Origin of the sequence: Paeniglutamicibacter psychrophenolicus, from assembly GCF_017876575.1 — a bacterium.
In the GTDB taxonomy this organism is placed as follows: Bacteria; Actinomycetota; Actinomycetes; order Actinomycetales; family Micrococcaceae; genus Paeniglutamicibacter; species Paeniglutamicibacter psychrophenolicus.
Genome location: NZ_JAGIOE010000001.1, coordinates 2,956,969 through 2,983,276 on the forward strand (window position 1 = coordinate 2,956,969; position 26,308 = coordinate 2,983,276).

26 protein-coding genes are annotated in these 26,308 nt (G+C 64.5%); 13 read left to right on the forward strand and 13 right to left on the reverse strand.

What is annotated here, in order from left to right:
- Positions 1-144 precede the first annotated feature (144 nt).
- A complete protein-coding gene (locus tag JOF46_RS13405; RefSeq protein WP_209907860.1) occupies positions 145-1,404 on the forward strand; it encodes an MFS transporter in 1,260 nt (419 codons plus the stop codon).
- Positions 1,405-1,425: 21 nt separating this feature from the next.
- On the opposite strand, the gene JOF46_RS13410 is transcribed toward JOF46_RS13405, so the two are convergent.
- Positions 1,426-1,863, reverse strand: a complete 438-nt coding sequence (locus tag JOF46_RS13410; RefSeq protein ID WP_209907862.1) for a VOC family protein — start codon at positions 1,861-1,863, stop codon at positions 1,426-1,428.
- A gap of 1,312 nt (positions 1,864-3,175) precedes the next feature.
- Here JOF46_RS13410 and JOF46_RS13415 point away from each other — a divergent pair.
- On the forward strand, positions 3,176-3,814 hold the full coding sequence (locus JOF46_RS13415) for a hypothetical protein (protein WP_209907864.1): 639 nt from the start codon (positions 3,176-3,178) through the stop codon (positions 3,812-3,814).
- A gap of 490 nt (positions 3,815-4,304) precedes the next feature.
- Here JOF46_RS13415 and JOF46_RS13420 read toward each other — a convergent pair whose 3' ends face one another.
- Positions 4,305-4,829: a hypothetical protein gene (locus JOF46_RS13420; RefSeq protein WP_209907866.1), complete on the reverse strand. Its 525-nt coding sequence runs from the start codon at positions 4,827-4,829 to the stop codon at positions 4,305-4,307.
- 63 nt (positions 4,830-4,892) lie between these two features.
- On the opposite strand from JOF46_RS13420, the gene JOF46_RS13425 reads away from it, so the two are divergent.
- Positions 4,893-5,333 (forward strand): MarR family winged helix-turn-helix transcriptional regulator, encoded by a 441-nt coding sequence (locus JOF46_RS13425; RefSeq protein WP_209907868.1) that lies wholly within the window; start codon positions 4,893-4,895, stop codon positions 5,331-5,333.
- 15 nt (positions 5,334-5,348) lie between these two features.
- On the opposite strand, the gene JOF46_RS13430 is transcribed toward JOF46_RS13425, so the two are convergent.
- Positions 5,349-7,214 carry an MFS transporter gene (locus tag JOF46_RS13430; protein WP_342592448.1) on the reverse strand — a complete coding sequence of 622 codons (1,866 nt, stop codon included), beginning with the start codon at positions 7,212-7,214 and terminating at the stop codon, positions 5,349-5,351.
- A 166-nt stretch (positions 7,215-7,380) separates the two neighbouring features.
- Positions 7,381-7,911, reverse strand: a complete 531-nt coding sequence (locus JOF46_RS13435; protein WP_209907870.1) for a dihydrofolate reductase family protein — start codon at positions 7,909-7,911, stop codon at positions 7,381-7,383.
- Positions 7,912-8,132: 221 nt separating this feature from the next.
- On the opposite strand from JOF46_RS13435, the gene JOF46_RS13440 reads away from it, so the two are divergent.
- The 4 genes from JOF46_RS13440 to JOF46_RS13455 all read left to right on the forward strand — a co-directional run bounded on the left by JOF46_RS13440 (position 8,133) and on the right by JOF46_RS13455 (position 10,594).
- Positions 8,133-9,011, forward strand: a complete 879-nt coding sequence (locus JOF46_RS13440; protein ID WP_209907872.1) for a class II glutamine amidotransferase — start codon at positions 8,133-8,135, stop codon at positions 9,009-9,011.
- A 166-nt stretch (positions 9,012-9,177) separates the two neighbouring features.
- Positions 9,178-9,735: a dihydrofolate reductase family protein gene (locus JOF46_RS13445; protein ID WP_209907874.1), complete on the forward strand. Its 558-nt coding sequence runs from the start codon at positions 9,178-9,180 to the stop codon at positions 9,733-9,735.
- 139 nt (positions 9,736-9,874) lie between these two features.
- Complete coding sequence (locus tag JOF46_RS13450; RefSeq protein ID WP_209907876.1) at positions 9,875-10,258, forward strand: DUF3054 domain-containing protein; 384 nt, start codon at positions 9,875-9,877, stop codon at positions 10,256-10,258.
- Positions 10,259-10,315: 57 nt separating this feature from the next.
- Complete coding sequence (locus JOF46_RS13455) at positions 10,316-10,594, forward strand: Lrp/AsnC family transcriptional regulator (protein ID WP_132363902.1); 279 nt, start codon at positions 10,316-10,318, stop codon at positions 10,592-10,594.
- 442 nt (positions 10,595-11,036) lie between these two features.
- On the opposite strand, the gene trpD is transcribed toward JOF46_RS13455, so the two are convergent.
- Positions 11,037-12,089, reverse strand: coding sequence for an anthranilate phosphoribosyltransferase (trpD, locus tag JOF46_RS13460; protein WP_342592449.1), 1,053 nt, complete (start codon positions 12,087-12,089; stop codon positions 11,037-11,039).
- A gap of 146 nt (positions 12,090-12,235) precedes the next feature.
- Between trpD and ctaE the strand changes: the two genes are divergently transcribed.
- From ctaE to JOF46_RS13485, 5 genes are all read left to right on the forward strand, one after another.
- The gene (gene ctaE / locus JOF46_RS13465; protein ID WP_071215042.1) at positions 12,236-12,874 is read left to right on the forward strand and encodes an aa3-type cytochrome oxidase subunit III; all 639 of its coding nucleotides are present in this window, start codon (positions 12,236-12,238) and stop codon (positions 12,872-12,874) included.
- A 66-nt stretch (positions 12,875-12,940) separates the two neighbouring features.
- Positions 12,941-13,729 (forward strand): cytochrome bc1 complex diheme cytochrome c subunit, encoded by a 789-nt coding sequence (qcrC, locus tag JOF46_RS13470; RefSeq protein WP_209907878.1) that lies wholly within the window; start codon positions 12,941-12,943, stop codon positions 13,727-13,729.
- 69 nt (positions 13,730-13,798) lie between these two features.
- Positions 13,799-14,842, forward strand: a complete 1,044-nt coding sequence (gene qcrA, locus JOF46_RS13475; protein WP_209911905.1) for a cytochrome bc1 complex Rieske iron-sulfur subunit — start codon at positions 13,799-13,801, stop codon at positions 14,840-14,842.
- A 3-nt stretch (positions 14,843-14,845) separates the two neighbouring features.
- Positions 14,846-16,522, forward strand: a complete 1,677-nt coding sequence (gene qcrB, locus JOF46_RS13480; protein WP_209907880.1) for a cytochrome bc1 complex cytochrome b subunit — start codon at positions 14,846-14,848, stop codon at positions 16,520-16,522.
- Positions 16,523-16,852: 330 nt separating this feature from the next.
- Positions 16,853-17,251 carry a VOC family protein gene (locus JOF46_RS13485; protein ID WP_209907881.1) on the forward strand — a complete coding sequence of 133 codons (399 nt, stop codon included), beginning with the start codon at positions 16,853-16,855 and terminating at the stop codon, positions 17,249-17,251.
- A 216-nt stretch (positions 17,252-17,467) separates the two neighbouring features.
- Here the strand turns inward: JOF46_RS13485 and JOF46_RS13490 are convergent, their stop codons facing one another.
- The 6 genes from JOF46_RS13490 to JOF46_RS13515 form a co-directional block, all read right to left on the reverse strand.
- Complete coding sequence (locus JOF46_RS13490) at positions 17,468-18,253, reverse strand: GntR family transcriptional regulator (RefSeq protein ID WP_209907883.1); 786 nt, start codon at positions 18,251-18,253, stop codon at positions 17,468-17,470.
- Positions 18,254-18,412: 159 nt separating this feature from the next.
- Positions 18,413-18,814, reverse strand: coding sequence for a cytochrome c oxidase subunit 4 (locus JOF46_RS13495; RefSeq protein WP_209907885.1), 402 nt, complete (start codon positions 18,812-18,814; stop codon positions 18,413-18,415).
- Between the two features lie 2 nt (positions 18,815-18,816).
- A complete protein-coding gene (gene ctaD / locus JOF46_RS13500; RefSeq protein WP_209907887.1) occupies positions 18,817-20,535 on the reverse strand; it encodes an aa3-type cytochrome oxidase subunit I in 1,719 nt (572 codons plus the stop codon).
- A 6-nt stretch (positions 20,536-20,541) separates the two neighbouring features.
- The gene (gene ctaC / locus JOF46_RS13505; protein ID WP_113762340.1) at positions 20,542-21,417 is read right to left on the reverse strand and encodes an aa3-type cytochrome oxidase subunit II; all 876 of its coding nucleotides are present in this window, start codon (positions 21,415-21,417) and stop codon (positions 20,542-20,544) included.
- 205 nt (positions 21,418-21,622) lie between these two features.
- Complete coding sequence (locus JOF46_RS13510) at positions 21,623-21,997, reverse strand: HesB/IscA family protein (RefSeq protein ID WP_113762341.1); 375 nt, start codon at positions 21,995-21,997, stop codon at positions 21,623-21,625.
- Between the two features lie 109 nt (positions 21,998-22,106).
- Entirely contained in the window at positions 22,107-23,516 is a 1,410-nt protein-coding gene (locus JOF46_RS13515) for a dipeptidase (protein ID WP_209907889.1), read from the reverse strand.
- A 70-nt stretch (positions 23,517-23,586) separates the two neighbouring features.
- Here JOF46_RS13515 and JOF46_RS13520 point away from each other — a divergent pair, with 70 nt between their 5' ends.
- On the forward strand, positions 23,587-24,168 hold the full coding sequence (locus JOF46_RS13520) for a DUF3043 domain-containing protein (RefSeq protein ID WP_209907891.1): 582 nt from the start codon (positions 23,587-23,589) through the stop codon (positions 24,166-24,168).
- A 293-nt stretch (positions 24,169-24,461) separates the two neighbouring features.
- Here JOF46_RS13520 and JOF46_RS13525 read toward each other — a convergent pair whose 3' ends face one another.
- Together JOF46_RS13525 and JOF46_RS13530 are read right to left on the reverse strand one after the other, a co-directional pair.
- The gene (locus JOF46_RS13525) at positions 24,462-25,043 is read right to left on the reverse strand and encodes a dihydrofolate reductase family protein (protein ID WP_209907893.1); all 582 of its coding nucleotides are present in this window, start codon (positions 25,041-25,043) and stop codon (positions 24,462-24,464) included.
- 148 nt (positions 25,044-25,191) lie between these two features.
- Complete coding sequence (locus tag JOF46_RS13530) at positions 25,192-26,283, reverse strand: quinone-dependent dihydroorotate dehydrogenase (RefSeq protein WP_209907895.1); 1,092 nt, start codon at positions 26,281-26,283, stop codon at positions 25,192-25,194.
- Positions 26,284-26,308: the final 25 nt, after the last annotated feature.

Genomic DNA, 26,308 nt, shown 5'->3' on the forward strand with positions numbered 1-26,308 from the left:
CAGTCTTGGGCTCGTGCGTAACCGGTCCCCCCGATGCCCGGGTTCTTCTCCGGAGAGCGCTAGACTGGCGATTTTGCACTCGAGGTCCTTGGATCGCCGGATTCCCAGCCAACCGGAGAAAGCACAGCCACCTGCATGAAGAGCATGTCCTCACCTCGGCGAACGTCGGCCATTCCGCTCATCGCGTTGGTGGTCATCTCCTCGCTTGCCATCATCGGCGACGAGGCCGCGTCCATGTCCATGGTGCTGACCGCAGTGGACCAGGGGCAGCCCTGGATGGTCACCTGGTTCTCCCTGTCCCTGGCCATCCCCGCGATGGTCCTGGCTCCCCTTGGCGGGGCAATCGTGGACCGCTACGACCCCCGCAGGATTTGGGTGGCATATCTGGCACTCCAGAGCCTCTGCCTCGGAGCCGCCTCGCTGCAGGACGATTTCTGGGCTCGTCTCTCGCTGCTGGCGGCCTCGAATGTCATCAACATCCTCTCCGGCAGCGCCGCGTTCGCCTTGCTGCCCGCATTGATTGGTCCCGTCCGCATCGAGCGGGCGAATTCCCTGATGGCCATCGGATCGTCCTTGGCCTACATGCTCGGGCCGGCCCTCTCGGCCTGGCTGTTCGACATCGTTGGTGCTTCCCTGATGCTCGGAGCCAATGCCGGGACCACCGCGATACTCGCCGCCACTGCCTTGGCCCTTGTGCTTCGAGTCGAACGACCGGAAACCACCGATGCCACCTCCAGGAGCCTGTGGGGTGGCGTGCGCAGCGGCTGGCAGGCGATCCGTTCGGCTCCGGTCGTTGCCGCCACGATGCCATTGCTGATTCTCATCATGGTTGGCACCTCCATCGAGGCCGTGGCAGGTATGTTCTGGCTCCGGCAGATCTCGGGCACCGACACACTCTATGGCCTGGTCCTGTCCTGCTGGGCGATCGGCTCGATCATCGGCGCCTACCTCGCCGGCACCAAACGCTTGTCACCTCGAACCATGCTCCTGATCGTGGGTGGCGGGCTGTGCATGGCATTGGCAATACTGGCCGAAGGCCTGGTGCCGATTGCCATCATCATCGGCGGGGCCTTTGTCATTGGCGGGCTGGGAAACGGCACGCACAACGTCGGCGTCCGAAACCTCATCTTCCAGCAGATCCCCCAGGCGCATATCGGCAGTGCCTGGGCCTACTACCGGATGCTTGCGAGCACATCGGTGGCGATCGGATACGTCGTTGGCACCCCGCGGACGCCGAACGATGCCCAGGGAATGGTGATCGTCGCCGGCATCTGCGCACTGGTCGGCGTCCTGATGGCCATCGTCGCCCTGCGACTGCCCAAACCCCGCGCAATATCCTCCAAGGCGCGGGATTCTCCAGAGCCAGCCACGGGGGACGACACCATGGCGACAAGGACACGTTAAGGTGGCACCCGCGGGCCGGCGTCAGTGGATCCTTTCGGTCAGGGACACAATGATCCCCTCGGGTCCCCGCACGTACGCCATGCGCCAGTAATCCTCGTACTCGCCGACGCCGCCGACCAGTCCGTATCCCTGCGCTGCCAGCCGATCGACAAGCACCAGAAGTTCATCGACCTCGAAGCACACATTGCGCAGCCCCAACTCGTTGGCCATCGCGGTCGGGGACCCCGGCACGTGGTCGGGCCGGACAAAGCGCGCCAATTCCAGCCGAGCGCCGTCCGGCGACTGCAACATGACAATTTCCGTGCGGGAGTCGGGAATGCCGCATACCGTGTCGAGGAACTCGCCCTCGACGAACGTGCGGCCCTCGACCTCGAGACCGAGGTCGACGAAGAACTTCGTCGCAGTGTCGAGATCGGCGACGGTGATGCCGACGTGGTCGAAACGTTGTATCCGTGCCATTGGATGAAACCTCCGGTGTTCGTCGCCTCGAAGCTTTTAGGGTCATCATGCTACGCATCGGCGCGGACCCCCGTCCACGGTTGCGGCGGCATTGGTTTGCGCATCCGGAGCGCGCGCGGGCGCTGTGTCGTGGACGGCTGCGCAGACCACGCCCTCGGGCGAAGAGGTCTCCGCCTCCCCACCCGCCATGGTCGGCAGTTGATGGCCATCGCCCGGCGTCGGTGAATTGCGTTGCCCGGTCGTAGGGGTTGACCTCGAACAGGGTGCGGGACCTCCAGCCTCGCGCGCTACCGGGCTCCGGAACCCCGGCCTGGACTGCGGGTCCCCGGAGCGCAAGGCGTTCCTGACAGAGGCCGCAGGGGGCAAGGTGGCAATGCCGCCGCGACCGGGTTCCGTGCTGACGCACACCGATGCCGTCACTTATCGGTCCAGTTTTCAGGCCCGGCAGATGGCAGCGGTTCCTGCGCACAGGTTCGCCGCCGCATTGAAGTCGTCGAGACCGACACTGGAAAGTATCCGGCCATCCTCGAGATACGGCGCCGTTGCCACCGCTTGGCTTGCCTCGGGTCAGCGACGGTCCAGGTGATCGATGGCGGCGTCGACAAGCTGCTGGTCCAGGTTCATCATGGCAGTTCTGCACGGATCACCGGATTCAGGCGTTGGCATTCGAAGCCGCGAGGCCAACGGCGCCGGGCGCACCGGGCGCCCTCGCGATTGGTGGCCGCTGGGATCCGGTCGGTGCTCGCCCCCCTCAGGGGGCTCCGGGGGGATCCGCACAATTGTTCGTGTGGTTCTGCTGTTGATCACTGGCCCCGACAGGCCTACACTCTAAAATTACCGCTGGTATTTTTAGTGATTGCGTCCTCGGTCCCGCCGTGTCGACGCTGACCGGAGAAGGGAAAGCCCATGTTCCGTCCACTGAGCGCTTGCGCACCCTTCGCGGCAGAGCCACCTTCCGAACCGTGGGGCGTTCGGGCCTTGAGCATGACTTCAACACGCAACGTTGCCGCCAAGCCCGGACGCTCACCACCATGGGCGGGCCAAAACCTGTTCATGGTGCCGTCGGGCAGCCAAGCTCGAAATAGCGGGCAACGGCACCGCCCATGGCGCCGCCCGCCCTGCTGCCACCGCCCCGCGGCAGCGAGGCCCCGAAGGTGCCCCGGCCTCGGGAACCCGGGTGCCAGCTCAATCAAGGCGGGCAACGGCCCCCTGAACGCCCGGGGCACCTTCTCCCGGATTCGAAGAACCATCCATCACACGAAGCAGGCCCGGGCATGGGCTTGCATTCCAAACCTTCAAGGAAGTGGTCTTCATGAAGATCAATGTCAGACCGAGTACCGGAACCCTGTGGAAGCTGCTGATCGCCTGGGTGGCATCCATCGGGCTGATCATGACTCTCGGTGTTGGTGCGGCGCGGGCCGCCACCGACATCGGAGTCGGAACTCCGCATCCCGCCACGAACGTAGCCGTCGACGCCGGGTGGCAGGAGTTCATCACGCTCGGCATCGGAATCGGCAGCGAGAAGGGCCCCTACAACTTCACGAGCACTTCTCTCGTCAAGATCACCGTGACGGATGCGTTCTGCCACGGAGACCAGTTCGGCGTATACGACAACAACGTCCTGCTCGGCGACACCAGCGAAGTTGCCCCCGACGTTGTTTGCGTGTTCAAGCTCTACATACCCGCGGTCGCCCGCGCCGACGCGGCAATCCTGGATCCCGGCTACAGCCAGGGCACGTTCTTTGTCGCACCGGGCGAGCATTCCCTTGACTTCGTCAACCGGGTGCTGTGGAACGAGACCGCGGCCGGAACCGGCGCCTACTTCCGCCTGGACAGCGTTCAGCTGACCAAGAGCGACTGCCTGGACGGCGGGTGGCAGGACTTCGGCTCCGTGTTCAAGAACCAAGGCAGCTGCGTCAGCCTGGCGCAGCAACCGGTCGCAGGAAGCTGATGGGAGGACGTCGCGCACCGGGTCCGGCTCGTGACATCGGCCATCACGATGAAGTTGGCTTCGGAGCCAGAACCGGTCGCAACGGTTGAAGCATCGGGGAGGTTGCCACCAGCTTGGTCCCGCCGCCGTGCACTGCATGCATGCAGTGCACGGCGGCCCGGCCGCTGCGAAGTCTGCCTCGCAAGCATGGGAAAAACACCATCCCTTCCGCGCATCCGGAACAAGTCGGCCTTAGCCCGGTGCGTGGCATGGCGGCCCACACGCTGTGGCCTGCAATGACCAGCCACACGTCCAAGGTTTTCCACACGCTCGCAGCTCGCCGCCGAGCCAGGGGCTTCATGGCCCTCGGTGCACGCAAAGCACCGAACCCCTTGGACTTCGCGCCGATATCAATCCGCGATCGACCGGAACATGGACAACGGCTCCACGATCGACAGCCGACATGCCGCGGGTCCCTCCCGGGTCGCCCGGGTTCCAGCCGCTGGCCGCATTACCGCGAGCCGCCCGGCATTGATGCCGCAGCGCCCTGCACCAGGAATCCTTTCGCCCGGCGTCGCACCACGATGATGGCAGCAAGCCGATTGACGCCGAAGGACAACAGGACCAGGCCGGTGGCGTCGGCAAGATTTGCACCAAGCACGCTCGCCAGGGCGAAGTTGCCCACGCGGATCGCGACGAACACGGCCCACAGAACGAGCCCGATGCCCGTCAGGCGGTACTGCAGCAGCCCCGCGACCGTGCGGAATCGGGTGACGTGGCCCATGGCGGTTCCGGTGACGGCGACAAGCCCCAGCTCGGCGACTACCAGCCAGTCCCCCGCGACCCATTGGAACCCGCCCCACAGTTCGATCGCCAGGTAGGCGAGCCCGGCGGCAACCACCACGACCGGCATGCGCAGCATCCGCTTGAGCTCCCCGGAACGCCAGATGAATTGCCTGGCGATCAGCCACGCGATTCCCGCCGCAATGATCACGTTGTCCGCAACCTGGTTGATTGCGCCCCAGTTCCAGTTCATGTCCACCAAACTCCATCACTTGTGATGTTTTTTAAAACGTATCACAAGTGATTGAATGTGTATATGCGAGCAGCAGACCTACATCGATTGGCCCGGGCGGTGCGAGAAATCGCCCTGCTTTCCACAGAGAACACCGGCGAGGACCGGGTCAATGCCGGTGAGCTGGCAGTCCTCGAGGACATCGCGCGGAACCCGGGGGCCACCATTGGCGAGATCACCGGCCGGACCGGCCTTGCCCAGAGCCTTGTCTCACGGATCACGCACGCGATGGCAGAAGCCGGCGTCGTCGTCACCGCGGTGGACGACCTGGACCGACGCAAGATCCGTGTCGACCTCGACCCAGCGGCCCGCTCGCAGATCATCGAACGGGCCGGCAACGCCATCACCCCCGCCCTCCGGGCGCAGACCCCCTCGCTCACACCGGCCGAGCGGAGCACGCTCGAGCACCACCTGGAGGAGGCCGAGCGCCTGCTGCGCGTCAACGCCGAACGATCGAATCCATAGGGGCAGGCGGTCCACTCAGCGTCCGGACCCGCCGGGGCCCCGGCGCCTGAGGGCGTTGGGTGCGATCCCCGGGTTTGGTTCCTGCGCCCCGGTCGCCGGCGTCGCGTCCGCCCCGGCCTGGGGCAGGGCGGACGGGCCGTCATCACCGGCGGCTCCCTGACCGGGAACATCGGCGTGGGCGTACTTGCCCCCGCGCAACGCCGAGGCCACGGCCGCCACCAGGCAGGCAACGATGGCAAACCCGAACGCCACAGCCAGCCCGTCCGAGAATGGCCCGGAAATCAGTGTCGGGAAGAATCCCCGGCCCGTCAGATAGGCCGAGTCCGCCGGCGGGAGCTGCGCCAGCGCGGATGGCCCCAAGAGCGATTGGACCGGGTTGTATCCCAGCAGGGAGGCGAACAGCACGGAGACCGGCGGCAGGCCGGCAACCCGGTTCGCATCGACAATGCCGACCCCGTGGGCGGTCAGCCCCGCGGCCAGGGTGCTCGGCAGGGCGCGCGCCAGGCCGGTGATCATCAACGAGAAGAAGATCCCGATGGACAGCACCATGGCCGAGTTCTGGAAGGTGGTGCTCATGCCCGCACCGACGCCGCGGCGGTTGGCGGGCAGGCTGTTCATGATTCCCGCGCGGTTCGGGGCGGCGAACAATCCCATGCCGATGCCGTTGAGCAGCAACGCCAGGGCAAAGGTCCAGTAACTGAAGTTCACCGGCAGCACCAACAGCCAACCGAAGCTCACCGCGGCCACCACCATTCCCCCGGTGGCCAGCAGCCTGGCCCCGCGCTTGTCCGAGATCGCCCCGGAGACCGGACCGGCCACCAGGAAGCCCGCGGTCAGCGGCAGCATGTAGATCCCTGCCCAGAGCGGGGTCTCGGCGAACCCGTAGCCGTGGCGCGGCAGCCAGATGCCCTGGAGCCAGATGATCAGGATGAACATCAATCCACCCCGCCCGATGGCGGAGAGCAGGCTCGCCAGGTTCCCGGCGGTGAACGCCCGGATCCGGAACAACGAGAGTTCAAACATGGGCTCGGCGACACGGTGTTCCACGAAGATGAACACCACAAGCATCAACGTGCCGCCGACCAGCGCCCCCAGCACCCACGGGTTCTCCCAGCCCATGGTGTGCCCGGCATAGGGCTGGATTCCGCAGGTGATCCCGACCAGCACGGCGATCAGCCCCGCCGCGAAGCTGACGTTCCCCCACCAGTCGAGCCGGGCAGGTTCGCGGATTCCGTTGTCATGCAGCTTCAGGTAGGCCCAGACCGTTCCGAAGATGCCCACCGGAACCGACACCAGGAACACCAGGCGCCAATCGATCGGGCCCAGCAAACCGCCGATGACCAGCCCCAGGAACGAACCGGCGATGCCCGCGACCTGGTTCAACCCCAGGGCAAGGCCCCGCTGGTCCACGGGGAAGGCGTCGGTGATGATGGCGTTCGAGTTGGCGAAGAGCAGCGCCCCGCCCACGCCCTGCAGGATCCTCATGATGATCAACCAGTACACGGCCGCAACGCCGTGCATCCAGGTCACCGCGAGCAGGATGGAGAACACCGTGAAGATGGCAAATCCCGCGTTGTACATCCGGACCCGGCCGTACATGTCCCCCAGCCGGCCAAAGCTGACCACCAGCACCGCGGTGACCACCATGTACCCCATGATCAGCCACAACAGCAGGCTCGTGTTCCCCGGCTGGAGCGGATCGATGCCGACCCCGCGGAAGATGTCGGGCAGCGCGATCAGCAGGATCGACGCGTTGATCGAGGCCATGAGCACGCCCAAGGTGGTGTTCGACAGGACGATCCACTTGTAGCGTGGATTCTCGACGTTCTGGGTACGCCGGTTCGATGTGCGCTCGCCCGCTCGAACCTTGTCCTGAAACACTCTTGACGGCCCCTCTTCCAGATGACGGGGCAGGGGCGTTCACGCGCCACTGTCACCATCCAACGTTAGTCCCGCCATCTGGCGATGAACCCAAGAATCACCTGTGCGATCCGCAACCGCTGCCCGGCCCGTGGGAGCGGGCATCCGCGGACCGGCGTCCCGGTCCTCACCGGTGCACGCGGTACCGCAGGTCAACGACGTCCGGACCGGAGGACAGGCCGATGCGCTCGAGCCGGTGCAATGTTCCGCCCCGGTGTTCAAACATGCGCACGCCATCGCCCAGCAGCACCGGCAACACGTGAACCAGGAGCTCGTCAATGAGGTCCATGTCCATGCACCGTGCGGCGGTCTTTGCGCCGAACACCACGACGTCCTTCTCCCCCGCCGCGGAGGATGCCAGTTCGAGGGCTGCGGCAAGCCCTTCCCGGACAAAGGTGAACCCGGGTGCTGCCGATTGCGGGTCTTCCCGGGTCGGGACGAACATCGGACCGCTGAAGGCACCACCATATGGCCGCCCGGCATCCGTCCGCGCCAGAGAATACGTGCGGCCTCCGATGACCAACGCACCGATGCGCTGCACGATGTCAGGTGCGGACGCCTCGGGCAGGGCATACCCGGCCATCCATCCCATGTCATCGCCGACCCCGGCAATGAATCCATCAAGGGACATCGAAACGTGCCACAGCACCTTGGCCATTGCTCCCGCTTCCTTTCCTGCCCTGCCAAATTTTTCCCGGACCGGCAGATCCCTCTCCGGATACCCGCAAAGTAGCCCTTCGGTCGCCCCCGGGCAAGACCCCGGGTCCGGCGTCGGCATCCGCTGCACCTTGCCATGTCCGCCGCCGTCATCCAAGGTGGGGCATGGGGACAAAGCGGCAGCAGGGAACGGCTCCCTGTCCATGAAAGGGAACAGGAATCATGTGTCGACTCTTTGGATTGCATGCCGGGCTGGACCGGGCCAAGGCCACCTTTTGGCTGCTCCAGGCACCCAACAGCCTGTCCCTGCAAAGCCATTACGAACCGGACGGCACCGGCATCGGCACCTTCGACGCCCGGGCGAGGGCCATGGTCAGCAAGCAGCCGCTCACGGCCTGGCAGGACCGGGAATTCGCGGCCGAGGCCCGGCACCTGGAAAGCACGACGTTCCTGGCACATGTGCGCTACGCCAGCACCGGCGGACACACCCGGGTGAACACCCACCCGTTCGAACAGGACAACCGGCTCTTCGCCCACAACGGCGTGCTGGGAGGCTTGGCCATGCTCGAGGCGCGACTCGAAACGGTCGGGACCCGGGAACTGGTCCGGGGGCAAACCGACAGCGAACGGATGTTCGCATTGGTCACCGCGGAAATCAGGCTTGCTGACGGGGACGTCGCTGCCGGCATCACCGCTGCCGTGAACTGGATTGCGCAGAACCTGCCCGTCTACAGCTTGAACTTCATCCTCACCACCGCCACGGACCTGTGGGCCCTGCGCTATCCCGAGACCCACGAGCTCTACATCCTGGACAGGCCGCCCGGTCCCGTGACCGGCGCCGAACCACTGGTCGCCCACAGCCACAGGATCCGAGCCCACAGCCACGAACTGGCCACGCGGCGCGTCGTGATCGTGGCCACCGAAAAGATGACGGCCCATCCGGATTGGCGGCTCCTGGAACCGGGCGAATTGCTTCACGTCAACCAAGACCTGGCGATTGGCTCGCACCTTTCGTTCGGGCAGCCTCCACGCCGGATGATCAAGCTTGAACAGCTCGGCGCCGCGGCGGCCGCATCACAACATCCCCAGGTGCCCGCATGAGCCGCATGCCGGAAGCCGGAGACGCTGTGTCGCGGGACGTGCCTTGGGTCGTGCACGAAGGACCGTTGCCGGCAATCCCCCGCGACGGGTTCCCATGCGGCCTGCCAAGTGGAAGCCTTGTGGATATCAGATGCGCGTTCGGCATCATCCAAGGAGGCCCTTCCCCATGCGGAAGATCATCAATTCCACCTATGTCACGCTCGAGGGGATCATCAGCAACCCGCAGGATTGGCCCGCCCTGGATGACCCCCGCGGCGAGAGTGCCGAGATCCAGCAGGCGTTGATCGACCAATGCGATGCCCTGTTGCTCGGCAAGGACACCTATCTCAGCTTTGCCGGGGTCTGGCAGGGGCGGTCGGGGGATCCGTTCACCGACCGCATCAATGCCATGCGCAAGCATGTGGTCTCCGCGACCCTGGCGGAGGCGAGCTGGGAGAACAGCAGCATCATCCGAGATGACGTCCCCGGCGCCGTTGCCGTGCTCAAGGCCGAACCCGGACAGGACATCCTCACCTACGGTTTCGGGCGCCTTGCCCGCACGCTGATGGACAACGGGCTGCTGGACGAGATCCGGCTCTGGATCCACCCGTTCTTCATCGGCCCGGTCCCCGGCTCCGTGTTCCTGCACGACCAGGCACCGGCAGCCCGGCTCCGGCTGAAGGATTCCCGGGCGATGGCCAACGGGACTGCCATCCATTCCTACGGCGTGGAGCCCCGGGAGTAGGAGCTGAGCCTGCCGCCCTTCCCTGCTGCCGGTGTTCCCCTCCCCCGTGCCCGCGCCGGGCCGGAATGAGATCGTGTTTTAGCCCGCGCCGCGGAGCCAGGTGACGAACCACCTGTTTTACCAGCGGTAGAATCGATGCATGACCTCTCGTAAGACCTGGATCGCGTATTTCGCGATCGACGTGGTCCTCGTCCTGATCTTCGCCTTGAGCGGACGGGGTTCCCACCAGCATTCATTGACCGTCCTTGGAGTGCTCCAGACCGGTGCCCCGTTCCTACTGGCACTGGCGGCGCTGACGTTGCTCTCCCGCCCATGGACCAACCATTCGCGGATCTGGCCCACCGGCGTGCTGGTCTGGCTCGGCACCGTTGCCCTGGGACTGGCGCTGCGTGTGCTGTTCGGCGCCACGGCCGCCGTGCCGTTCATCATCGTGGCAACGATTGTGCTCGGGGTGTTCCTGCTGGGCCGCCGTGTCGTCACCTCGCTCGTTGCGCGCCGCCGCGTGCGCAACCTCGCGTCCTGAACTAGGCTCAACGCAAGTTCGGGGAACCACCACCCATAACCATCTGGAGGTACCAACGTGGTCACTGCATTCGTCATGATCCAAACCGCTTCTGACAGCATTCCCGAGTGCGCCGAAAAGATTTCGGACATCGAAGGCATTTCCGAGGTCTACTCGGTCGCCGGCGACTGGGACCTGATCGCCATCGCGCGGGTCCGCCACCACGAGGACCTGGCCGAAGTCATTGCCAACAAGCTGTCCAAGGTTCCCGGAATCACCGGAACCCAGACGCATATCGCGTTCCGTGCATATTCCAGCCACGACCTGGACGCGGCGTTTTCGCTCGGTCTCGAGTAGCACCGAGGCATCCACACGGCGCGGCAAACTCCCGGCGGGTGTCTCGCGGTCCCTCAACAGGGCTGCGAGACACCCGCCGCTGCGTTAAACACCGACCTTCGTGGCCGCGCGAAAGCCGCCCGAAGGGAACGGGGCCAGGCGGTTTGCACGAAAGTGGGCAACGGGCCCGGAAACGATCTCCAAAATATTTCCGCGATGGCCCTTTGTTACGCGGGTTTCGCTTCGGGCTCCCCGTCGAGCCGCCTTCTCGCTCAACCGGGCCGTCTGCCGGCGAGCGACACGAAGGCGCCCCGCGGGGCCGCCAGCGACCGCAAAACAGTTCCCCGGGCCCGTTGGGGCTAAACGGCCCCGCGGGCCGCAGAAACAGCACTGGCGCCCCTGCCGTCCCATGGGGATGGCCGAGGCGCCGGTACGCGTGCACGGGTACACGCAGGAATTGAGGCTAGGCAGTCGCCTGGATCCACTTGTCCAGGACCTGGCGGGCGGAGCCGGAGTCGATCGACTCCGCCGCCCGGACAACCGCACGCTCAAGGCGCTCGGACAGGGAACCCGATCCGTCCGGGTCGAAGGCGACCAAGCCGGCAGCGGCATTGAGCAGCACCGCGTCGCGCACCGGGCCCCGGGCTCCGTCGAGCACGTCGCGCACCACCTGGGCGTTGTACTGGGCGTCGCCGCCGCGCAGGTCCTCGATCGTGACCCGCGGCATGCCGATGGCCTGCGCATCGAACCTCGTTTCCACGACGTTCCCGTCGCGGATCTCCCAGACCCGGTTCTCGGCCGTGGTCGTCAACTCGTCCAGCCCGTCCTCACCGCGGAACACCAGGGCACGCACGCCGCGGGCAGCCAGGACCCCGGCCATGAGCGGCGCCATGCGCAAGTCGGAGCAGCCGATGGCCGAAGCGGTTGGCTCTGACGGGTTGGTGAGCGGACCCATGAAGTTGAACGCGGTGGGCACGCCCAGCTCGCGCCGCGGCACGGCGGCGTTGCGCATCGAGGGATGGAAAAGGTTGGCGAAGCAAAATGTGATGTTGGCCGCGTCCAGCACGTCGTGAAGGCGTTCGATCGGGACGTCCAGCCTGACGCCCAGCGCTTCCAGGACGTCGGCCGAACCCGACGAGGACGAGGACGCCCGGTTGCCGTGCTTGACGATCCGGGCCCCGGCGCCGGCGCAGACCATCGATGCCATGGTGGAGATGTTCACGGTGTTCTGCCGGTCGCCTCCAGTGCCGACGATGTCCAGGCATTCGCCCTCGACCGCCAGGGGCATGGCGTTGGCGATCATGGCCTCGACCAGGCCGGTGAGCTCGTCAACCGTTTCGCCCTTGGAGCGGAGCGCGACGAGGAAACCGGCTACTTGCGTATCGGTGGCATTGCCCGTCATCACCTCGCCCATGGCCCAATACGCTTGGTCCCGGTCCAGGTCGCCGCCGGCGATCAGGATTGAGAGAATTGTTGGCCATGTGGGGAACTTTTGCTTCGTTCGAATCGTTGACACGCCACAAGGTTATCTACGAATCGTAGAAAGTCTGAAATGTTAATCCCGCGTGTTTCCGCGGCTGTAGGCGTGAAGCGGTGAAATTTCCCGCCACGCGGGGCCCAATGCATTGGTGTCAGAGGGACTTTTATAGACATAATGGCTCTGTGACAACTGCGACTCATGCCCTAAATGCCCCGGCGCAAGCTGCGCCGAACCGTCCCAACATGGTGTCGGTAGGAACTGTCGTCTGGCTTGCCAGCGAGCTGATGTTCTTTGCCGCGCTTTTCGCCATGTACTTCACACTCCGTGCTGCATCGCCGGAGATGTGGGCGACCGAAACCGAGAAACTCAACGTTCCGTTCGCACTCGTTAACACGATCATCCTGGTCTCGAGCTCATTCTCCTGCCAGTTGGGTGTCTTCCGTGCCGAGGATCTTAAGCCTCGCCGCACCGGCGGACTGTTCAACTTGAAGGAATGGGGAATGGTGGAATGGTTCGTCCTGACCGTCATCCTCGGTGCCATCTTCGTTTCCGTGCAGGCCTACGAGTACACCGAACTGGTTGCTCACGGCATTGCCATGAACTCCAACGCCTACGGCTCCGTCTTCTACATGACCACCGGCTTCCACGGCTTGCACGTGGCTGGCGGCCTCATTGCCTTCATGATGATCATCGGACGTGCGCTCATTGCACGTAAGTTCGGTCACTACGAGGCAACCGGTGCGATCGTTGTGTCTTACTACTGGCACTTCGTCGACGTCGTGTGGATCGCACTGTTCGCGATCATCTACTTCCTGAAGTAGCGCAACCCACATGGTTGCCTACCAATGGCAACTCCCCGTTCTAAGAAATAAGTGAGGAACCAGCAAGTGAAGGCTCTTTCGCAAAGGCGCCGCCATCCACTCGCCGCCGTCGCACTGCTGTTGATGGGTTTGCTCATCACTGGAGGCCTGTACATGGCCGCCGGCAGCGTCAACGAGGCCAAGGCGGCCACAGGATACAGCGCAAGTGACATCGAGGCGGGCAACAAGCTCTTCATCGCAAACTGCGCTACCTGCCACGGTTTGAATGCTGAAGGATCGGCTGACGGTCCTTCGCTGATTGGCGTTGGCGCCGCTGCAGTCGACTTCCAGGTCGGAACCGGCCGTATGCCGATGCAGATGCAGGGGCCGCAGGCTCAGGCCAAGCCGGTACAGTTCGATGACGCCCAGATCTCCCAGCTCTCCGCATTCGTGGCCAGCCTGGGCGCCGGACCGGCTATCCCGTCCGAAGACATGCTCGATACGTCCCATGGCAACTCCGCCGCGGGCGGTACGGTATTCCGCGTGAACTGCGCAATGTGTCACAACGCCGCCGCTGCCGGCGGCGCACTAACGCGCGGCAAGTTTGCCCCGGCCCTGGCCGGCGTATCGGAAAAGCACATCTACGAGGCCATGATCACCGGTCCGCAGAACATGCCCGTCTTCAACGACTCGAACATCACCCCCGACGAGAAGCGTGATGTCATCACCTTCCTGAAGGAAATTGAATCCCAGGGTTCGCCGGGCGGAGCCAAGCTTGGCTCCCTTGGTCCGGTCGCTGAAGGTCTCTTCATCTGGACCGCTGGTTTGGGCATCATCATTGCCTTCACCATCTGGCTCACTTCGCGTCCTTCATAGGCCGCTGGCGGCTAGCGCTGCCAACATCACTACGTACTAATGAATCTTGAGAAAAGGATGAGAGACAACATGGGCGACCATAGTCACGGCAGTCCGGACGACTCGGGCACCGTTGCTAAGGCTGGCACGGGAACCCTGGATAAATTCCAGGACCCCGGCCTTCCGCCGCATCGGAAGCGCTTGGCAGATACCGACCCGCATGCAGAGAAGCGAGCAGAGCGTCAGGTAGCGCTGCTGTTCATCATCTCCATCATCGGAACACTGTCGTTCTTTATTGCTTACTTCGTTCTCGGACGTCCGGAAAACATCTCGGAAATCCGTGTTCAGAACGCGATGCTCGGCCTTGGCACCACATTTGCCATGCTCGGCATCGGTATCGGCATCGTTCACTGGGCAAAGACCCTGATGCCGGACCACGAAATCTCGGAGATGCGCCACGAGATCACCCCAGAGGCTGATCGCAAGGACGCCGAGGAAATCATCAACCAGGTGATCGAAGAGACCGGCATCAAGCGCCGTCCGCTCATTCGCAACACCCTCATTGGTGCCATTGCCTTGGCCCCGATCCCGGCCATCTTCATGTTCCGCGACCTCGACCGCACCGGCAAGAACGCCGGTGAAATGGTTGAGCAGCTGCGCCACACCATGTGGGACAAGGACGTTCGCCTCACCCGCGATCCCTCCGGAACCCCCATCAAGCCCTCGGACGTGCAGATCGGTTCGGTCTTCCACGTCATTCCCGAAGGCCTTGACGAGGCAGAAGACGTACTCAACGAAAAGGCCAAGGCCGTTGTTCTGTTGATGCGCCTGGATCCCGACAAGATGCACATCTCCGAAGGCCGCGAGGACTGGCACTACCAGGGAATCGTTGCCTACTCGAAGATCTGCACCCACGTTGGTTGCCCCGTTGCACTGTACGAGCAGCAGACGCACCACCTGCTGTGCCCGTGCCACCAGTCGACCTTCGACCTCACGCGTGAATGCAAGGTCATCTTCGGCCCGGCCGGACGCGCATTGCCGCAGCTGCCAATCACGGTTGACTCCAACGGCTTCCTGGTCGCCCAGAGCGACTTCCACGAGCCTGTTGGCCCGAGCTACTGGGAGCGTGGCTAAACCATGAGCACCACTACCAACTACACTCCGAAGACCTCGACCGGACGGATCGCGCACTTCGTCGACCAGCGTGTCGGCGGATCGGGAATCGTCAAGGAATTCGGTCGCAAGATCTTCCCTGACCACTGGTCATTCATGTTCGGTGAGGTGGCGCTGTACACCTTCGTACTGCTGCTGATCTCCGGAACGTTCCTGACGTTCTTCTTCGACCCGTCGATGGCACACGTCATCTACAACGGTTCGTACAACCCGCTCAGGGGCATTGGCATGTCCGCCGCCTACTCGTCGACGTTGGACATCTCCTTCGACGTGCGTGGCGGCCTGTTCATGCGCCAGGTCCACCACTGGTCCGCGATCCTCTTCGTCGCGGCCGTGTCGGTCCACATGCTCCGCGTGTTCTTCACCGGCGCCTTCCGCAAGCCCCGCGAACTGAACTGGGTTGTCGGTGGCGTGCTGCTGATCCTGGCAATGGCTGCGGGCTTCACCGGCTACTCGCTCCCCGATGACCTGCTCTCCGGCAACGGCCTGCGTATCATCGACGGCGTCGTGAAGTCGATCCCGCTGGTTGGCACCTACATTTCCTTGTTCCTCTTCGGTGGGGAATTCCCGGGCGGCCTGATCATTCCGCGCCTGTACTCGCTGCACATCATGATCGTTCCGGCGATCATCCTGCTGATGGTCGGCATCCACCTGTTCATGGTGGTCGTGCACAAGCACACCCAGTACCCCGGCCCGGGCCGCACCAACGACAACGTCGTTGGCTTCCCGATCGGCCCGGTCTACGCAGCGAAGGCCGGCGGCTTCTTCTTCATCGTCTACGGCATCGTCGCGGCGATCTCCGGATTGCTGACGATCAACCCGGTCTGGAACTACGGGCCTTACGACCCGTCACCGGTTTCGGCCGGTACCCAGCCGGACTGGTACATCGGATTCGTTGATGGCGCCTTGCGCCTGATGCCCGGCGTGCTGGGGAACTTCTCCTTCGAGTGGAACATCCCGTTCCCCTGGGGAGTCAACACGCTGAGCCTCAACGTCCTGATTCCGGCGCTCATCCCGGCCGGCATCATGTTCACGATCATGTTCGCATGGCCGTGGATCGAAAGCTGGGTCACCAAGGACAAGCGCGAACACCACCTGCTGGACCGCCCGCGCAACGCCCCGTTCCGTACGGGCATGGGTGTTGCCGGTGTCGTCTCCTACTGCGTGATGTGGGCAGCTGCCTCCTCCGACTTGATCGCCACGCACTTCCACGTCTCGCTGAACGACGTCACCTACTGGTTGCGCGTGCTGTTCTTCCTCGGCCCGATCCTCGGCTTCGTCATTGCCCGCCGCATCGCATTGTCGCTGCAGCGCAAGGACCGCGAGATCGTCCTGCACGGTCGCGAGACCGGCGTCATCGAGATGTCACCGGAAGGCACCTTCTCGGAACGCCACGCGGACCTGGACGTGTACAAGTTGCACCAGCTGGTGAACTACGAAGACCGCAAGGTCATCCCCGCACAGCCGAACGCCGCCGGCCACATCAGCCGCAGCGAGAAGCGCCGCGGCGCCCTGTCGAAGTTCTTCTTCGAGGATCGCGTTGCCCCGGTGACGCCGACCGAGTTGGCGGCACTGAAGGCAGAGCACGGACACGGTCCGGCAGAAATCGAAGGTTCCTCCACGGAGTCCATCGAGAAGTAGCACCTGCCAGGATTCATTCCTGACCGCTGGGGTCCACCATTGGGTGGGCCCCAGCGGTGTTTAAGCCGCTTTTCCCATCTCGGATCTCGCGGGCCCTTTCACGCTGGCCGAGTGCACTGCCACGCGGGGCGCGCTCCCCCGGTCCGGGCCCGGTGTCGTTGGTGGCATCGGGATTCCCCCGGTCGCACGGGGTCACCTGCGGCGTGCTCGGTGACAAGATGGGATGAGGGGCAACATCCACCCCCCACCCGGCGGTGGTGCACGGTCGGCCCTCGGGCCCGGGCACGGCATCCACAGACCGGGGCACCAGCACGAAATGGAACAACGAGAATGGAACACGCAAGCATCCGCTATATCGTTCACGACGTCGATGCCGCGATCGGCTTCTACGTCGGTGATCTTGGATTCTCCACGGTGATGCACCCGGCACCGGGTTTCGCGATCCTCGATCGCGGCGCCTTGAGGCTGCTGCTCAGCGCTCCCGGGTCCCGCGGGCCCGACGGGTCTCCCGGTGGAGGCGGCCACGCCATGGCCGACGGGACGATGCCCTCCCCCGGCGGCTGGAACCGGATCTCGTTGGAGGTCGAGAACCTGGAGGCCCTGGTTCGCAGGTTGGTGGCGCGGGGCGTGCCCTTGCGCATGGATGTGGTCGTCGGCGTCGGCGGAAGCCAGGCCCTGGTGGAAGATCCCTCCGGGAACCTCGTCGAACTCTTTGAACCGCTTCGCTGAGGCCGACTGGCTGGATACACCGCGACTTGGTCCCGGCGGGGCACCCGACCGCTGCCGGGGAGGGCAACGCCGCCCGCACGGCACGTGGCAGCCGGTTGGCGGGCGCTCCCCGGGCTTGTCTCGGGCCGCAAACGCGCCCACGGCCAACTGAACTGCCCGCGTCCCCTGCCGGATGGCCCGTGCGCGGCCGTCCAGGGCCCCGCGGGCGCGCTGGAACTACCTCAGGGTGGTGTAGCGCGGGCTGCGGCTTCCCTGCCGCTCCAGTGGCACGAAGAGCTTGTAGCGGTCCGAGCGGTAGAGCGAGATCGAATAATCCACCAGCCCCTCGCCCACGAAGGCGTACCGGGTGATGCGCAGCAGCGGGAATCCGACATCGACCTGCAGCAGCCCGGCGTGCTCGCTGGTGGCAGCGGTGCTTTCGATCTGGTCCTCGCCCCACTCCAGGATCAGGTTGTAGCGTTCGTGCAGCGACTGGTACAGGGAAATCGGCGGCGGGTCGTTCAGGAATCCGGGCACCAGCTCGCTGGGCATGAAATTTTCATCCAGGCTCATCGGCTTGCCGTCGGCCAGCAGCAGGCGGCTGAAGCGGATCACCGGGGCGCCCTCGTCGATCTCCATGTGCCGCGACAGCGAGCCCGAGGCGGGGACCTCCTCGAAGCGCAGCACGTGCGCATCGGGGACCATGCCGCGGCGCACCATTTCCTCGCTGTAGGAGTTCAGCCGAACCTGCAGGTCCACCTTGGGGTGCGCGACGAAGGTTCCAACACCGACGACGCGCTTGAGGACCTGGTCCTCCACCAGGGAGTCGATGGCCTGGCGCAGGGTCTTGCGCGCAACGTTGAATCCCTCGGCCAGCTCGCGCTCGGGCGGGAGCCGGTAGCCGGGTTGGCAGACGGTCCGGGCATGGGTGCGAAGGATCTCTCGGATCTGCCGGTACTTGCCCAGCGGTGAATCCGGTTCCAAGACGCCCTCGACCTTGGGTTGCGGCGCGTAGGGTTTCACTTTTGCTCCAAAGTCCTCGGGCCGTCTTCCGGCCCATCCTGCTTCCATTCTCCCGCATCCTGGCCCGGAGCTTAAATGCCGGAAGCGGTGTTCCGTTTCCCCTTCAGGGGGAACGAAACACCGCTTCCGATGATTTGGCGTGTGTGCGCCGGGCCCGTGTTAGTGGGCGTGGTTGCCGCGGCTGAACTCGTAGACCCAGCCAACGAGGCCGATGATCGTGAAGCCGACCCCGATGTACAGGACCCAGAAGCCCACGGCCAGGCCGAGGAAACCGACTGCGGCACCGGTGCCGAGGATCAGCGGCCACCAGCTCCACGGAGCGAACAGGCCAATGGTGCCCGCGTTCTCGTGGATGTCGCCGTCAACGCGGTCCTCGGGACGAGCACCGACCCGACGCGATGTGTGCAGCAGGTACCAACCGACCATGAGCGTCATGCCCACGAGCATGAACGTTGCCAGTACGCCGACGGGCTCATTCCACTTGGTCATGATCCCGTAGACGATTGCCACCGGCAGGAAGAAGAATACGCCGCCGAGGAAGAGCCAAGATTCTACTTTCATCTCTACTTGTCCTTCTGGTCTGCCGGGCCGAAGATCTTGGCCACCGAGGAATCCGGGGTCGAGCGTGCGCTCAGTTCCGGGTGGTGGAGGTCAAGAGCCGGACGCTCGGAACGGATGCGCGGAATCGAGTGGAAGTTGTGGCGCGGCGGCGGGCAAGAGGTTGCCCATTCCAGCGATGCACCGAAGCCCCACGGATCATCCACGGTGACCTTCTTCGCGTGGCGGTGCGTGGTCCAAACGTTCCAGAAGAACGGGATCATCGACATGCCAAGGATGAAGGCGAATACGGTGGAGAACTGGTTCATGGTGGTGAACCCGTCTTCGGGCATGTAGTCCGCGTAGCGACGCGGCATGCCGATGACGCCCAGCCAGTGCTGGATCAGGAAGGTGCCGTGGAAGCCCACGAACAGCATCCAGAAGTGGATCTTGCCCAGGCGCTCGTTGAGCATCTTGCCGGTCCACTTGGGCCACCAGAAGTAGAATCCGGCGAACATCGCGAACACGACGGTGCCGAAGACCACGTAGTGGAAGTGCGCGACCACGAAGTAGGTGTCCGAGACGTGGAAGTCCAGCGGCGGGGCCGCCAGGATGATGCCGGTCAGGCCGCCGAAGAGGAAGGTCACCATGAAGCCGATGCTCCAGAGCATCGGGGTCTCAAAGGTGATCGATCCCCGCCAGAGCGTGCCGATCCAGTTGAAGAACTTCACGCCGGTGGGCACCGCGATCAGCATCGTCATGAAGCCGAAGAACGGCAGCATGACCTGGCCGGTGGCGTACATGTGGTGGGCCCACACCGATACGGACAGCGCCGCAATCGAGATGGTCGCGAAGATCAGGCCCTTGTAGCCGAAGATCGGCTTGCGGGAGAACACCGGGAAGATCTCCGAAACGATGCCGAAGAACGGCAGCGCAATGATGTAGACCTCGGGGTGTCCGAAGAACCAGAACAGGTGCTGCCACAGCATCGGGCCGCCGGCTTCGGGATCGAAGACGTGCGCGCCGAAGCGGCGGTCCGCGCCCAGTGCGAACAGCGCGGCTGCCAGCGGCGGGAAGGCCATCAGGACCAGGATCGAGGTGATCAGCGCGTTCCAGGTGAAGATCGACATGCGCCACATGGTCATGCCAGGTGCACGCAGGCAGATGATCGTGGTGATGAAGTTGACCGCGCCCAGGATGGTGCCGAAGCCCGACAGTGCCAGGCCGAAGACCCAGAGGTCACCGCCGACGCCGGGGCTGAAGGTGGTGTTCGACAGCGGTGCGTAGGCGAACCAGCCGAAGGAGGCTGCACCCTGCGGGGTCAGGTATCCGGCCAACGCAATGGTCGAGCCGAAGGAGAAGAACCAGAAGGCCAGGGCGTTCAGTCGCGGGAAGGCCACGTCCGGTGCGCCGATCTGCAGCGGCATCATGACGTTCGTGAACCCGGCGAAGAGCGGGGTGGCGAACATCAACAGCATGATGGTGCCGTGCATGGTGAACAGCTGGTTGTACTGCTCCTTGGTCTGCAGGATCTGCATGCCCGGTTCGAACAGCTCGGCGCGGATGACCAAGGCCATCACACCGCCGATGCAGAAGAACACGAAGGAGGAAATCAGGTACATGTACCCGATGGTCTTGTGGTCCGTGGAGGTGATCCAGTTGACGAAGATCCGTCCCTTGGAGATCGGAACCACGCGAGGCGCAAGTGTTTTGGCCTCGTCTGTAGCGTATTCATAGGTAGTCACGACGGATTACTTTCCTTCCGAGGTGTGGGCCGAAACCTGGTTGACCTCGCCCGGCTTGCGGTCTTGGTCTTCACCGATGTGGCCATCCTTGAGGGTGGCCAGGTGGTTCAGGAATTCGCCTTCGGAAACTACCTTCACGTTGAAGAGCATCTCGGAGTGGTATTCGCCGCAGAGCTCAGCGCACTTGCCGTCGAACTGTCCTTCGACCTGTGGGGTGAGGTAAATGTAGTTGGTGTGGCCCGGGAACATGTCCATCTTCTGCAGGAACGCAGGAACCCAGAACGAGTGGATGACATCACGGCTGTTCAGCTCTAGCGTGACGGTCTTGCCCACGGGTAGGACCAAGGTCGGAAGCTCGGCCTTGCGGCCTTCTGCGCCGGTCAGGTGGGCCTGAACGGTCGCGTCGTACTTTTCCTGGCCCTTGTAGCTGTAGTTGTAGTCCCATGCCCATTGCTTGGCACGGACATCAACCACGAGCTCGGAATCCACGGGGGCGTTGATGGCCTTTTCGGTGTGGTCGGAGAACGTAAAGAACGTCAAGACCATCACGAGCGGCACAGCCGTGTAGAAAATTTCGATGGGCAAGTTATAGCTGAGCTGGCGCGGGTAGCCAGTGTCATTCTTGCGGCGGCGGTAGGCAATGATGCACCAAAGCATCAGGCCCCACGTCAGGATACCGATCAGAAGTACGGTAATCCACGTGTTGACCCAGAGATCCTGGATCATACCGGTGTGGTTGGTGGTGTCACGTTCGACGTTTGGGAGCCAACCTCGCTGGACTTCCGCTGAACATCCCGTCAACAACAACGCGCCGGAGCCGGCAATAGCCAAGACTTTGGCTACGCCTTTCCGGCGGCTGCTGGTTCGGTCTTGCGAACTCACAGACGGCCCTTCCTCTTTGTTGGTGCTGAATGAGTCTTCGACGCCCAGCGGCCGGACTCAAGTGAATCAACGCTGATGAGGTCGAAGAAAACCATAGTTTTACTACTTATCGTAGAGCTTACCCTCTCGGGCACGCGAATGCCGACCAAAACACCGCCCAGGGACGAAGATGTCTCAACGTTTGGGCGGTGCATTTGGTTCCGACTTAGTGGAAGGAATCTCCACAGGCGCAAGAGCCTCCGGCGGCCGGATTGTCGATGGTGAAGCCCTGCTTGGAAATCGTGTCCTCGAAGTCGATCGAAGCCCCGTCCAGGTAGGGAACGCTCATCTTGTCCACGACAACTTCAACGCCGTCGTAGTCCTTCACCGCGTCGCCTTCAAGTAGGCGCTCGTCGAAGTAGAGCTGGTAAATCAGGCCCGAGCATCCCCCTGGCTGAACGGCGACGCGCAACCGAAGATCGGTGCGGCCTTCCTGTTCAAGCAGTGAACGGACCTTTTCTGCTGCGACCTCCGAAAGCTTGACCTCGTGGCTCGGAAGCTCGGTCGGGTCTGCGGTGGTCTCATTGGCTGCAGTTGTCATGCGTGATCCTCCATATACTGCTCACTTGGGCTACGCCTCAAGCGCGGCCCCTCACCTTCCAATGGTACGGCGTTGCCGCAAATGCTGTCGCGGCACCGCCGGTCGGGCCTCAGAGCCCGTGGTTGTTCAAGCGTGCCAAGAGCAACGCCTCAGCCAAAATTGCATGACGGAAATCGCCCAGGTGCAGCGACTCATTGGCCGAGTGCGCCCGCGAGTCGGGGTCTTCCACGCCGGTGACCAGGATCTGTGCGGCCGGGAAAACCTCCAGCAGGTCCGAGATGAACGGGATGGAGCCGCCGATGCCGGTCTCCACGGCCGGCACGCCCCAGGCCTCCCCCAGCGCCCACAGGCTCGCCTGCGCTGCCGGGGCCGAGGTGTCGGTGGCAAAGGACTGCCCGGCCTCGTCCGACTCGAACGTGACCTGCGCCCCGCCCAGGTCCCGGGACATGATGTGTGCGCGCACCGCCTCGGTGGCAGCCTCCGGGTCCTGGCCCGGTGCCACGCGCAGGCTCAGCTTGAAGCGTGTGGAGGGCAGCAGGGTGTTGGAGGAAACCGCAACGGAGGGGATGTCCATGCCGATGATGGACAGTGCCGGCTTGTTCCACAGGCGGTCGGCGATGTTCCCGCTGCCGGCAAGCTCCACCGAATCCAGCACCGAGGAGTCCGCGCGGAACGCGTCTTCGGGGTAGTCGACGACGGCGTTGTCGTTGGAGACCAGGCCCTCGATCGCGACATTGCCCTGGGCGTCGTGGAAGGTGGAGATCAGGCGTGCCGCCACGGTTGGCGCGTCGAGCACCGGGCCGCCGAACATGCCCGAGTGCACCGCGTGGCCCAGGGTTCGGACCTCGACCACTCCCCCGACCATGCCGCGCAGCGAGGTGGTCAGTGCCGGGACCCCGACCTTCCAGTTCGAGGAGTCGGCCACGACGATGACATCCGCCTCGAGCCGGTCGCGGTGGGTCTCGAGGAAGCGGCGGAAGCTCGGTGACCCGGCTTCCTCCTCCCCCTCCAGGAAGAATGTGACGCCCAGGCCGAAGTCGGCGACGGTGTCCAGCACCGCGCGCAGGGCGGCCACGTGCACCATGATGCCTGCCTTGTCATCGGCGGCGCCGCGGCCGTAGAGCCGCCCGTCGATCTCGGTGGCCTCGAAGGGCTTGGTCTTCCACAGTGCCTCGTCGCCCGGGGGCTGCACGTCGTGGTGCGCGTAGAGAAGGATGGTGGGCTTGCCGTCGGCGGCCGGCCGGTTGGCCACGATGGCCGGGCCGCCCATCGCGCCGGTGGCGGTGGGCACGCGCAGGATATCGACCTGCTCCATGCCGGCATCGCGCACCAGCTGCGCCACTGCCTCGGCGCTGCGGTCAAGCTGATTCGGGTCAAACGATTCCCAGGCAATGCCGGGGATCGCCACCAGGTTGCCCAGTTCGGTGACAATGCGGTCGAAATCATTCTCGACGTGGGTACTCAATGCTTCGCGGTCCACGCCAAAGGACGCCGGGTCGGCGGTGTTCTTGGTAGTCATAGGAGAAAGCGTACAACCGCACCGTGTGGCCAATGCCGGCGGCATGCCGGTCGCAAGCTAGACTGGCAAGGTGTTTGGACGCAAGAAGGATACGGCAGCTTCCGCGGAAGCGCCCACAGATGAGACCACAAAGCCCGTAGGCAAGAATGCCCCTACCCCGAAGCGCAGCGTGCAGCAGGCGCAGAACCAGCGACCGCTGGTTCCCACCGACCGCAAGCTCGCGCGCGCGGCCGAGCGTGCACAGCGCCTCGAGGCGCAGAACCGCATGCGGCTGGCCAACGAAACCGGCGACGAACGCTTCATGGCCGCCCGCGACCAGGGCCAGCAGAAGCGCTTTGCCCGCGACTTCGTGGATCGCCGCTTCATGGTAGGCGAATACCTGATGTTCGCGGTGTTCGCCTTCCTGATCGTTTCGCTGAGCCTCTCGAAGTTCCCGCAGGTGACTGTCTACGTGACCTTTGCCCTGTGGATCCTGGTCGGCCTGGTGGCCGTCGATTCGTTCATCATGTCCCGGATGCTGAAGAAGGCGCTGGTTGCGCGCTTCGGTTCGGTCGAGCGCGGCGTGATGTACTACGCCATCATGCGCGGAATGCAGTTCCGCAAGATGCGCCTGCCCAAGCCTCAGGTCCGCCGCGGCGAGGCCCCGCGCTAAAGATACGCACCAGCGTTCAGGAAACCACACCAAGGCGTGTGGCGCCCGGCCAGGAACCCCGTTTCCTGCCCCGGCGCCGCACGCCTTTTCGCTGCCCCGGATTGGGTCCCAGCCTCCCTGTTTCGGGGAACGAGCCACCCATGCCATCCCGCCCCTTCACGGTTGAGGGCGTAGGCGCTGACCGGATGCCGGCCGGCACGTCGGTCCCGGGCAGCGCTGCGCAAACGCGGCCGCCGGCCCCATTCCAATGCCACCGTTGGCAACGGCCTGCTTCGTTTGCCCGCCCGGGTCGGTCAGCGGCGCACCCGATAGCGCAGGTGAAGGACCTGGTTGCCCCGGATCGCCACGTCGGGATCCTCCAAGAGGTGCTGTGCGTGGACCGACCCGAAGAAGCGCTTGCCGGACCCGAACACGACGGGAGCGACGTCCATGCGCACCTCGTCGACCAGGCCCGCGGCAAGCACCTGGCCACCGACGTCGCCGGCGGCGACCTCGACAATGCGCTCCCCCGCAAGTTCCTGCGCCTTGGCCACGGCCGCCTCGATGCCCTCGACGAAGTGAAACGGCGCCTCGGGGTCGCAGCCCGCAGGCCTGGGCCGGTGCGACACCACGACCACGTGCTCGACCCCGCCCGGGGGCGTCCCGTCCCAGCCATCCGTCATGTCGAAGACGTGCCTGCCGACGATTGTCGCCCCGATCCGGTCCCAGTACGCCCGGGTGTAGTCGTAGGACGCCTGGGACACCTTCAACACGCCGCTCTCGTCCAAGGGGACCTCGCCGCCGACCAGCCAGTCGAACAGCTCTCCGGGGTCGTCTTTCTCGTCCGCGATGAAGCCGTCCACCGACACCGAGCCGTACATGACCACCTTGCCCACGGTGCACTCCTTGGCTTTGGGGTGCCAATGTTAGCATCCGTTCACGGTTGAGGGTATGGCCGGTGGGCGATGCCGTGGCCCCAAACGCAGCGGGCCCGTTGCACCGATGGTTCGGTTCAACGGGCCCGCGAGGGTGTGGTGTTGGATGCTACTTCCTGGCCAGCGACCTGCCGCGTGCCTGGGCCTTGGCCAGGGCCTTGTTGATGCCGCGGACCCAGAACGGGCCCTCGTAGAGGAACGCGGTGTAGCCCTGGACCAGGTCGGCACCGGCCTCGAGCCGCTCCATCACGTCTTCCCCGGTGCTTACCCCGCCCACCGAGATGATCGCCATGTCAGCGGGGAGCTTTTCGCGCAGCACCTTGAGCACCGCGAGCGAGCGGGCCTTCAGCGGGGCCCCGCTCAGTCCCCCGGCACCCATCTCGGCGACCTTGAACGCGTCGCTGGTCAGCGGTTCGCGGGCAATGGTGGTGTTGGTGGCGATGATGCCGTCCAGCGAAAGCTCGGTGGCCAGGGTGGCGACGTCCGCGATGTCCGCGTCATTCAGGTCCGGGGCGATCTTCACCAGCAGCGGCACGTGGCGGCCGGCAACCCGGTCGGCCTCGGCGCCCACGGCGGAAAGCAGCGGCCGCAGCGTCTCCACGCCCTGGAGCAGGCGCAGCCCCGGGGTGTTGGGCGAGGACACGTTGACCACCAGGTAGTCGGCGTGGACGGCCAGTTCGCGGGTGGAGACGAGGTAGTCCTCGACGGCGTCATCGAGCTCGACGACCTTGGTCTTGCCGATGTTCACGCCGATCACCGGCCGCTGCGCACCGTAGCGGCCTGCCAGGGCCAGGCGTGCGGCGCGGATGCGCGGGGCCACCGCGTGCGCCCCGTCGTTGTTGAATCCCATGCGGTTGATGACGGCCTTGTCCTCGACCAGGCGGAAGAGCCGCGGTTTCTCGTTGCCGCTCTGCGCGGCGCCGGTGATGGTGCCGACCTCCACGTGGCCGAACCCCAAATCCGCCAGTGCCGGGATGCCGGCGCCTTCCTTGTCGAATCCTGCGGCCAGGCCGAAGGGCGAGGGGAAGTCGATGCCCATCACGGTGCGGCGCAGCGACGGGTCGGGGGCACACAGCTTCCGGTAGATGCCAGAGACCCCGAACTTCTCTGCCAGCCGCAGGGCGTCGAAGGAAAAGTGGTGGGCTTTTTCCGGGTCCATCTTCGTGAAAACGAGGCGGAAAATCGTGGGGTAGATGCGCATGGTTCCTAGTCTTCCCGGTGTCAGG

Excerpts from the sequence above, each read along its gene's own strand:
- JOF46_RS13405 (WP_209907860.1), top strand. The coding sequence starts at position 145 with ATGTCCTCACCTCGGCGAACGTCGGCCATTCCGCTCATCGCGTTGGTG.
- JOF46_RS13410 (WP_209907862.1), bottom strand. The coding sequence starts at position 1,863 with ATGGCACGGATACAACGTTTCGACCACGTCGGCATCACCGTCGCCGAT.
- JOF46_RS13415 (WP_209907864.1), top strand. The coding sequence starts at position 3,176 with ATGAAGATCAATGTCAGACCGAGTACCGGAACCCTGTGGAAGCTGCTG.
- JOF46_RS13420 (WP_209907866.1), bottom strand. The coding sequence starts at position 4,829 with ATGAACTGGAACTGGGGCGCAATCAACCAGGTTGCGGACAACGTGATC.
- JOF46_RS13425 (WP_209907868.1), top strand. The coding sequence starts at position 4,893 with ATGCGAGCAGCAGACCTACATCGATTGGCCCGGGCGGTGCGAGAAATC.
- JOF46_RS13435 (WP_209907870.1), bottom strand. The coding sequence starts at position 7,911 with ATGGCCAAGGTGCTGTGGCACGTTTCGATGTCCCTTGATGGATTCATT.
- JOF46_RS13440 (WP_209907872.1), top strand. The coding sequence starts at position 8,133 with ATGTGTCGACTCTTTGGATTGCATGCCGGGCTGGACCGGGCCAAGGCC.
- JOF46_RS13445 (WP_209907874.1), top strand. The coding sequence starts at position 9,178 with ATGCGGAAGATCATCAATTCCACCTATGTCACGCTCGAGGGGATCATC.
- JOF46_RS13450 (WP_209907876.1), top strand. The coding sequence starts at position 9,875 with ATGACCTCTCGTAAGACCTGGATCGCGTATTTCGCGATCGACGTGGTC.
- qcrA (WP_209911905.1), top strand. The coding sequence starts at position 13,799 with ATGGGCGACCATAGTCACGGCAGTCCGGACGACTCGGGCACCGTTGCT.
- qcrB (WP_209907880.1), top strand. The coding sequence starts at position 14,846 with ATGAGCACCACTACCAACTACACTCCGAAGACCTCGACCGGACGGATC.
- JOF46_RS13485 (WP_209907881.1), top strand. The coding sequence starts at position 16,853 with ATGGAACACGCAAGCATCCGCTATATCGTTCACGACGTCGATGCCGCG.
- JOF46_RS13495 (WP_209907885.1), bottom strand. The coding sequence starts at position 18,814 with ATGAAAGTAGAATCTTGGCTCTTCCTCGGCGGCGTATTCTTCTTCCTG.
- JOF46_RS13510 (WP_113762341.1), bottom strand. The coding sequence starts at position 21,997 with ATGACAACTGCAGCCAATGAGACCACCGCAGACCCGACCGAGCTTCCG.
- JOF46_RS13515 (WP_209907889.1), bottom strand. The coding sequence starts at position 23,516 with ATGACTACCAAGAACACCGCCGACCCGGCGTCCTTTGGCGTGGACCGC.
- JOF46_RS13530 (WP_209907895.1), bottom strand. The coding sequence starts at position 26,283 with ATGCGCATCTACCCCACGATTTTCCGCCTCGTTTTCACGAAGATGGAC.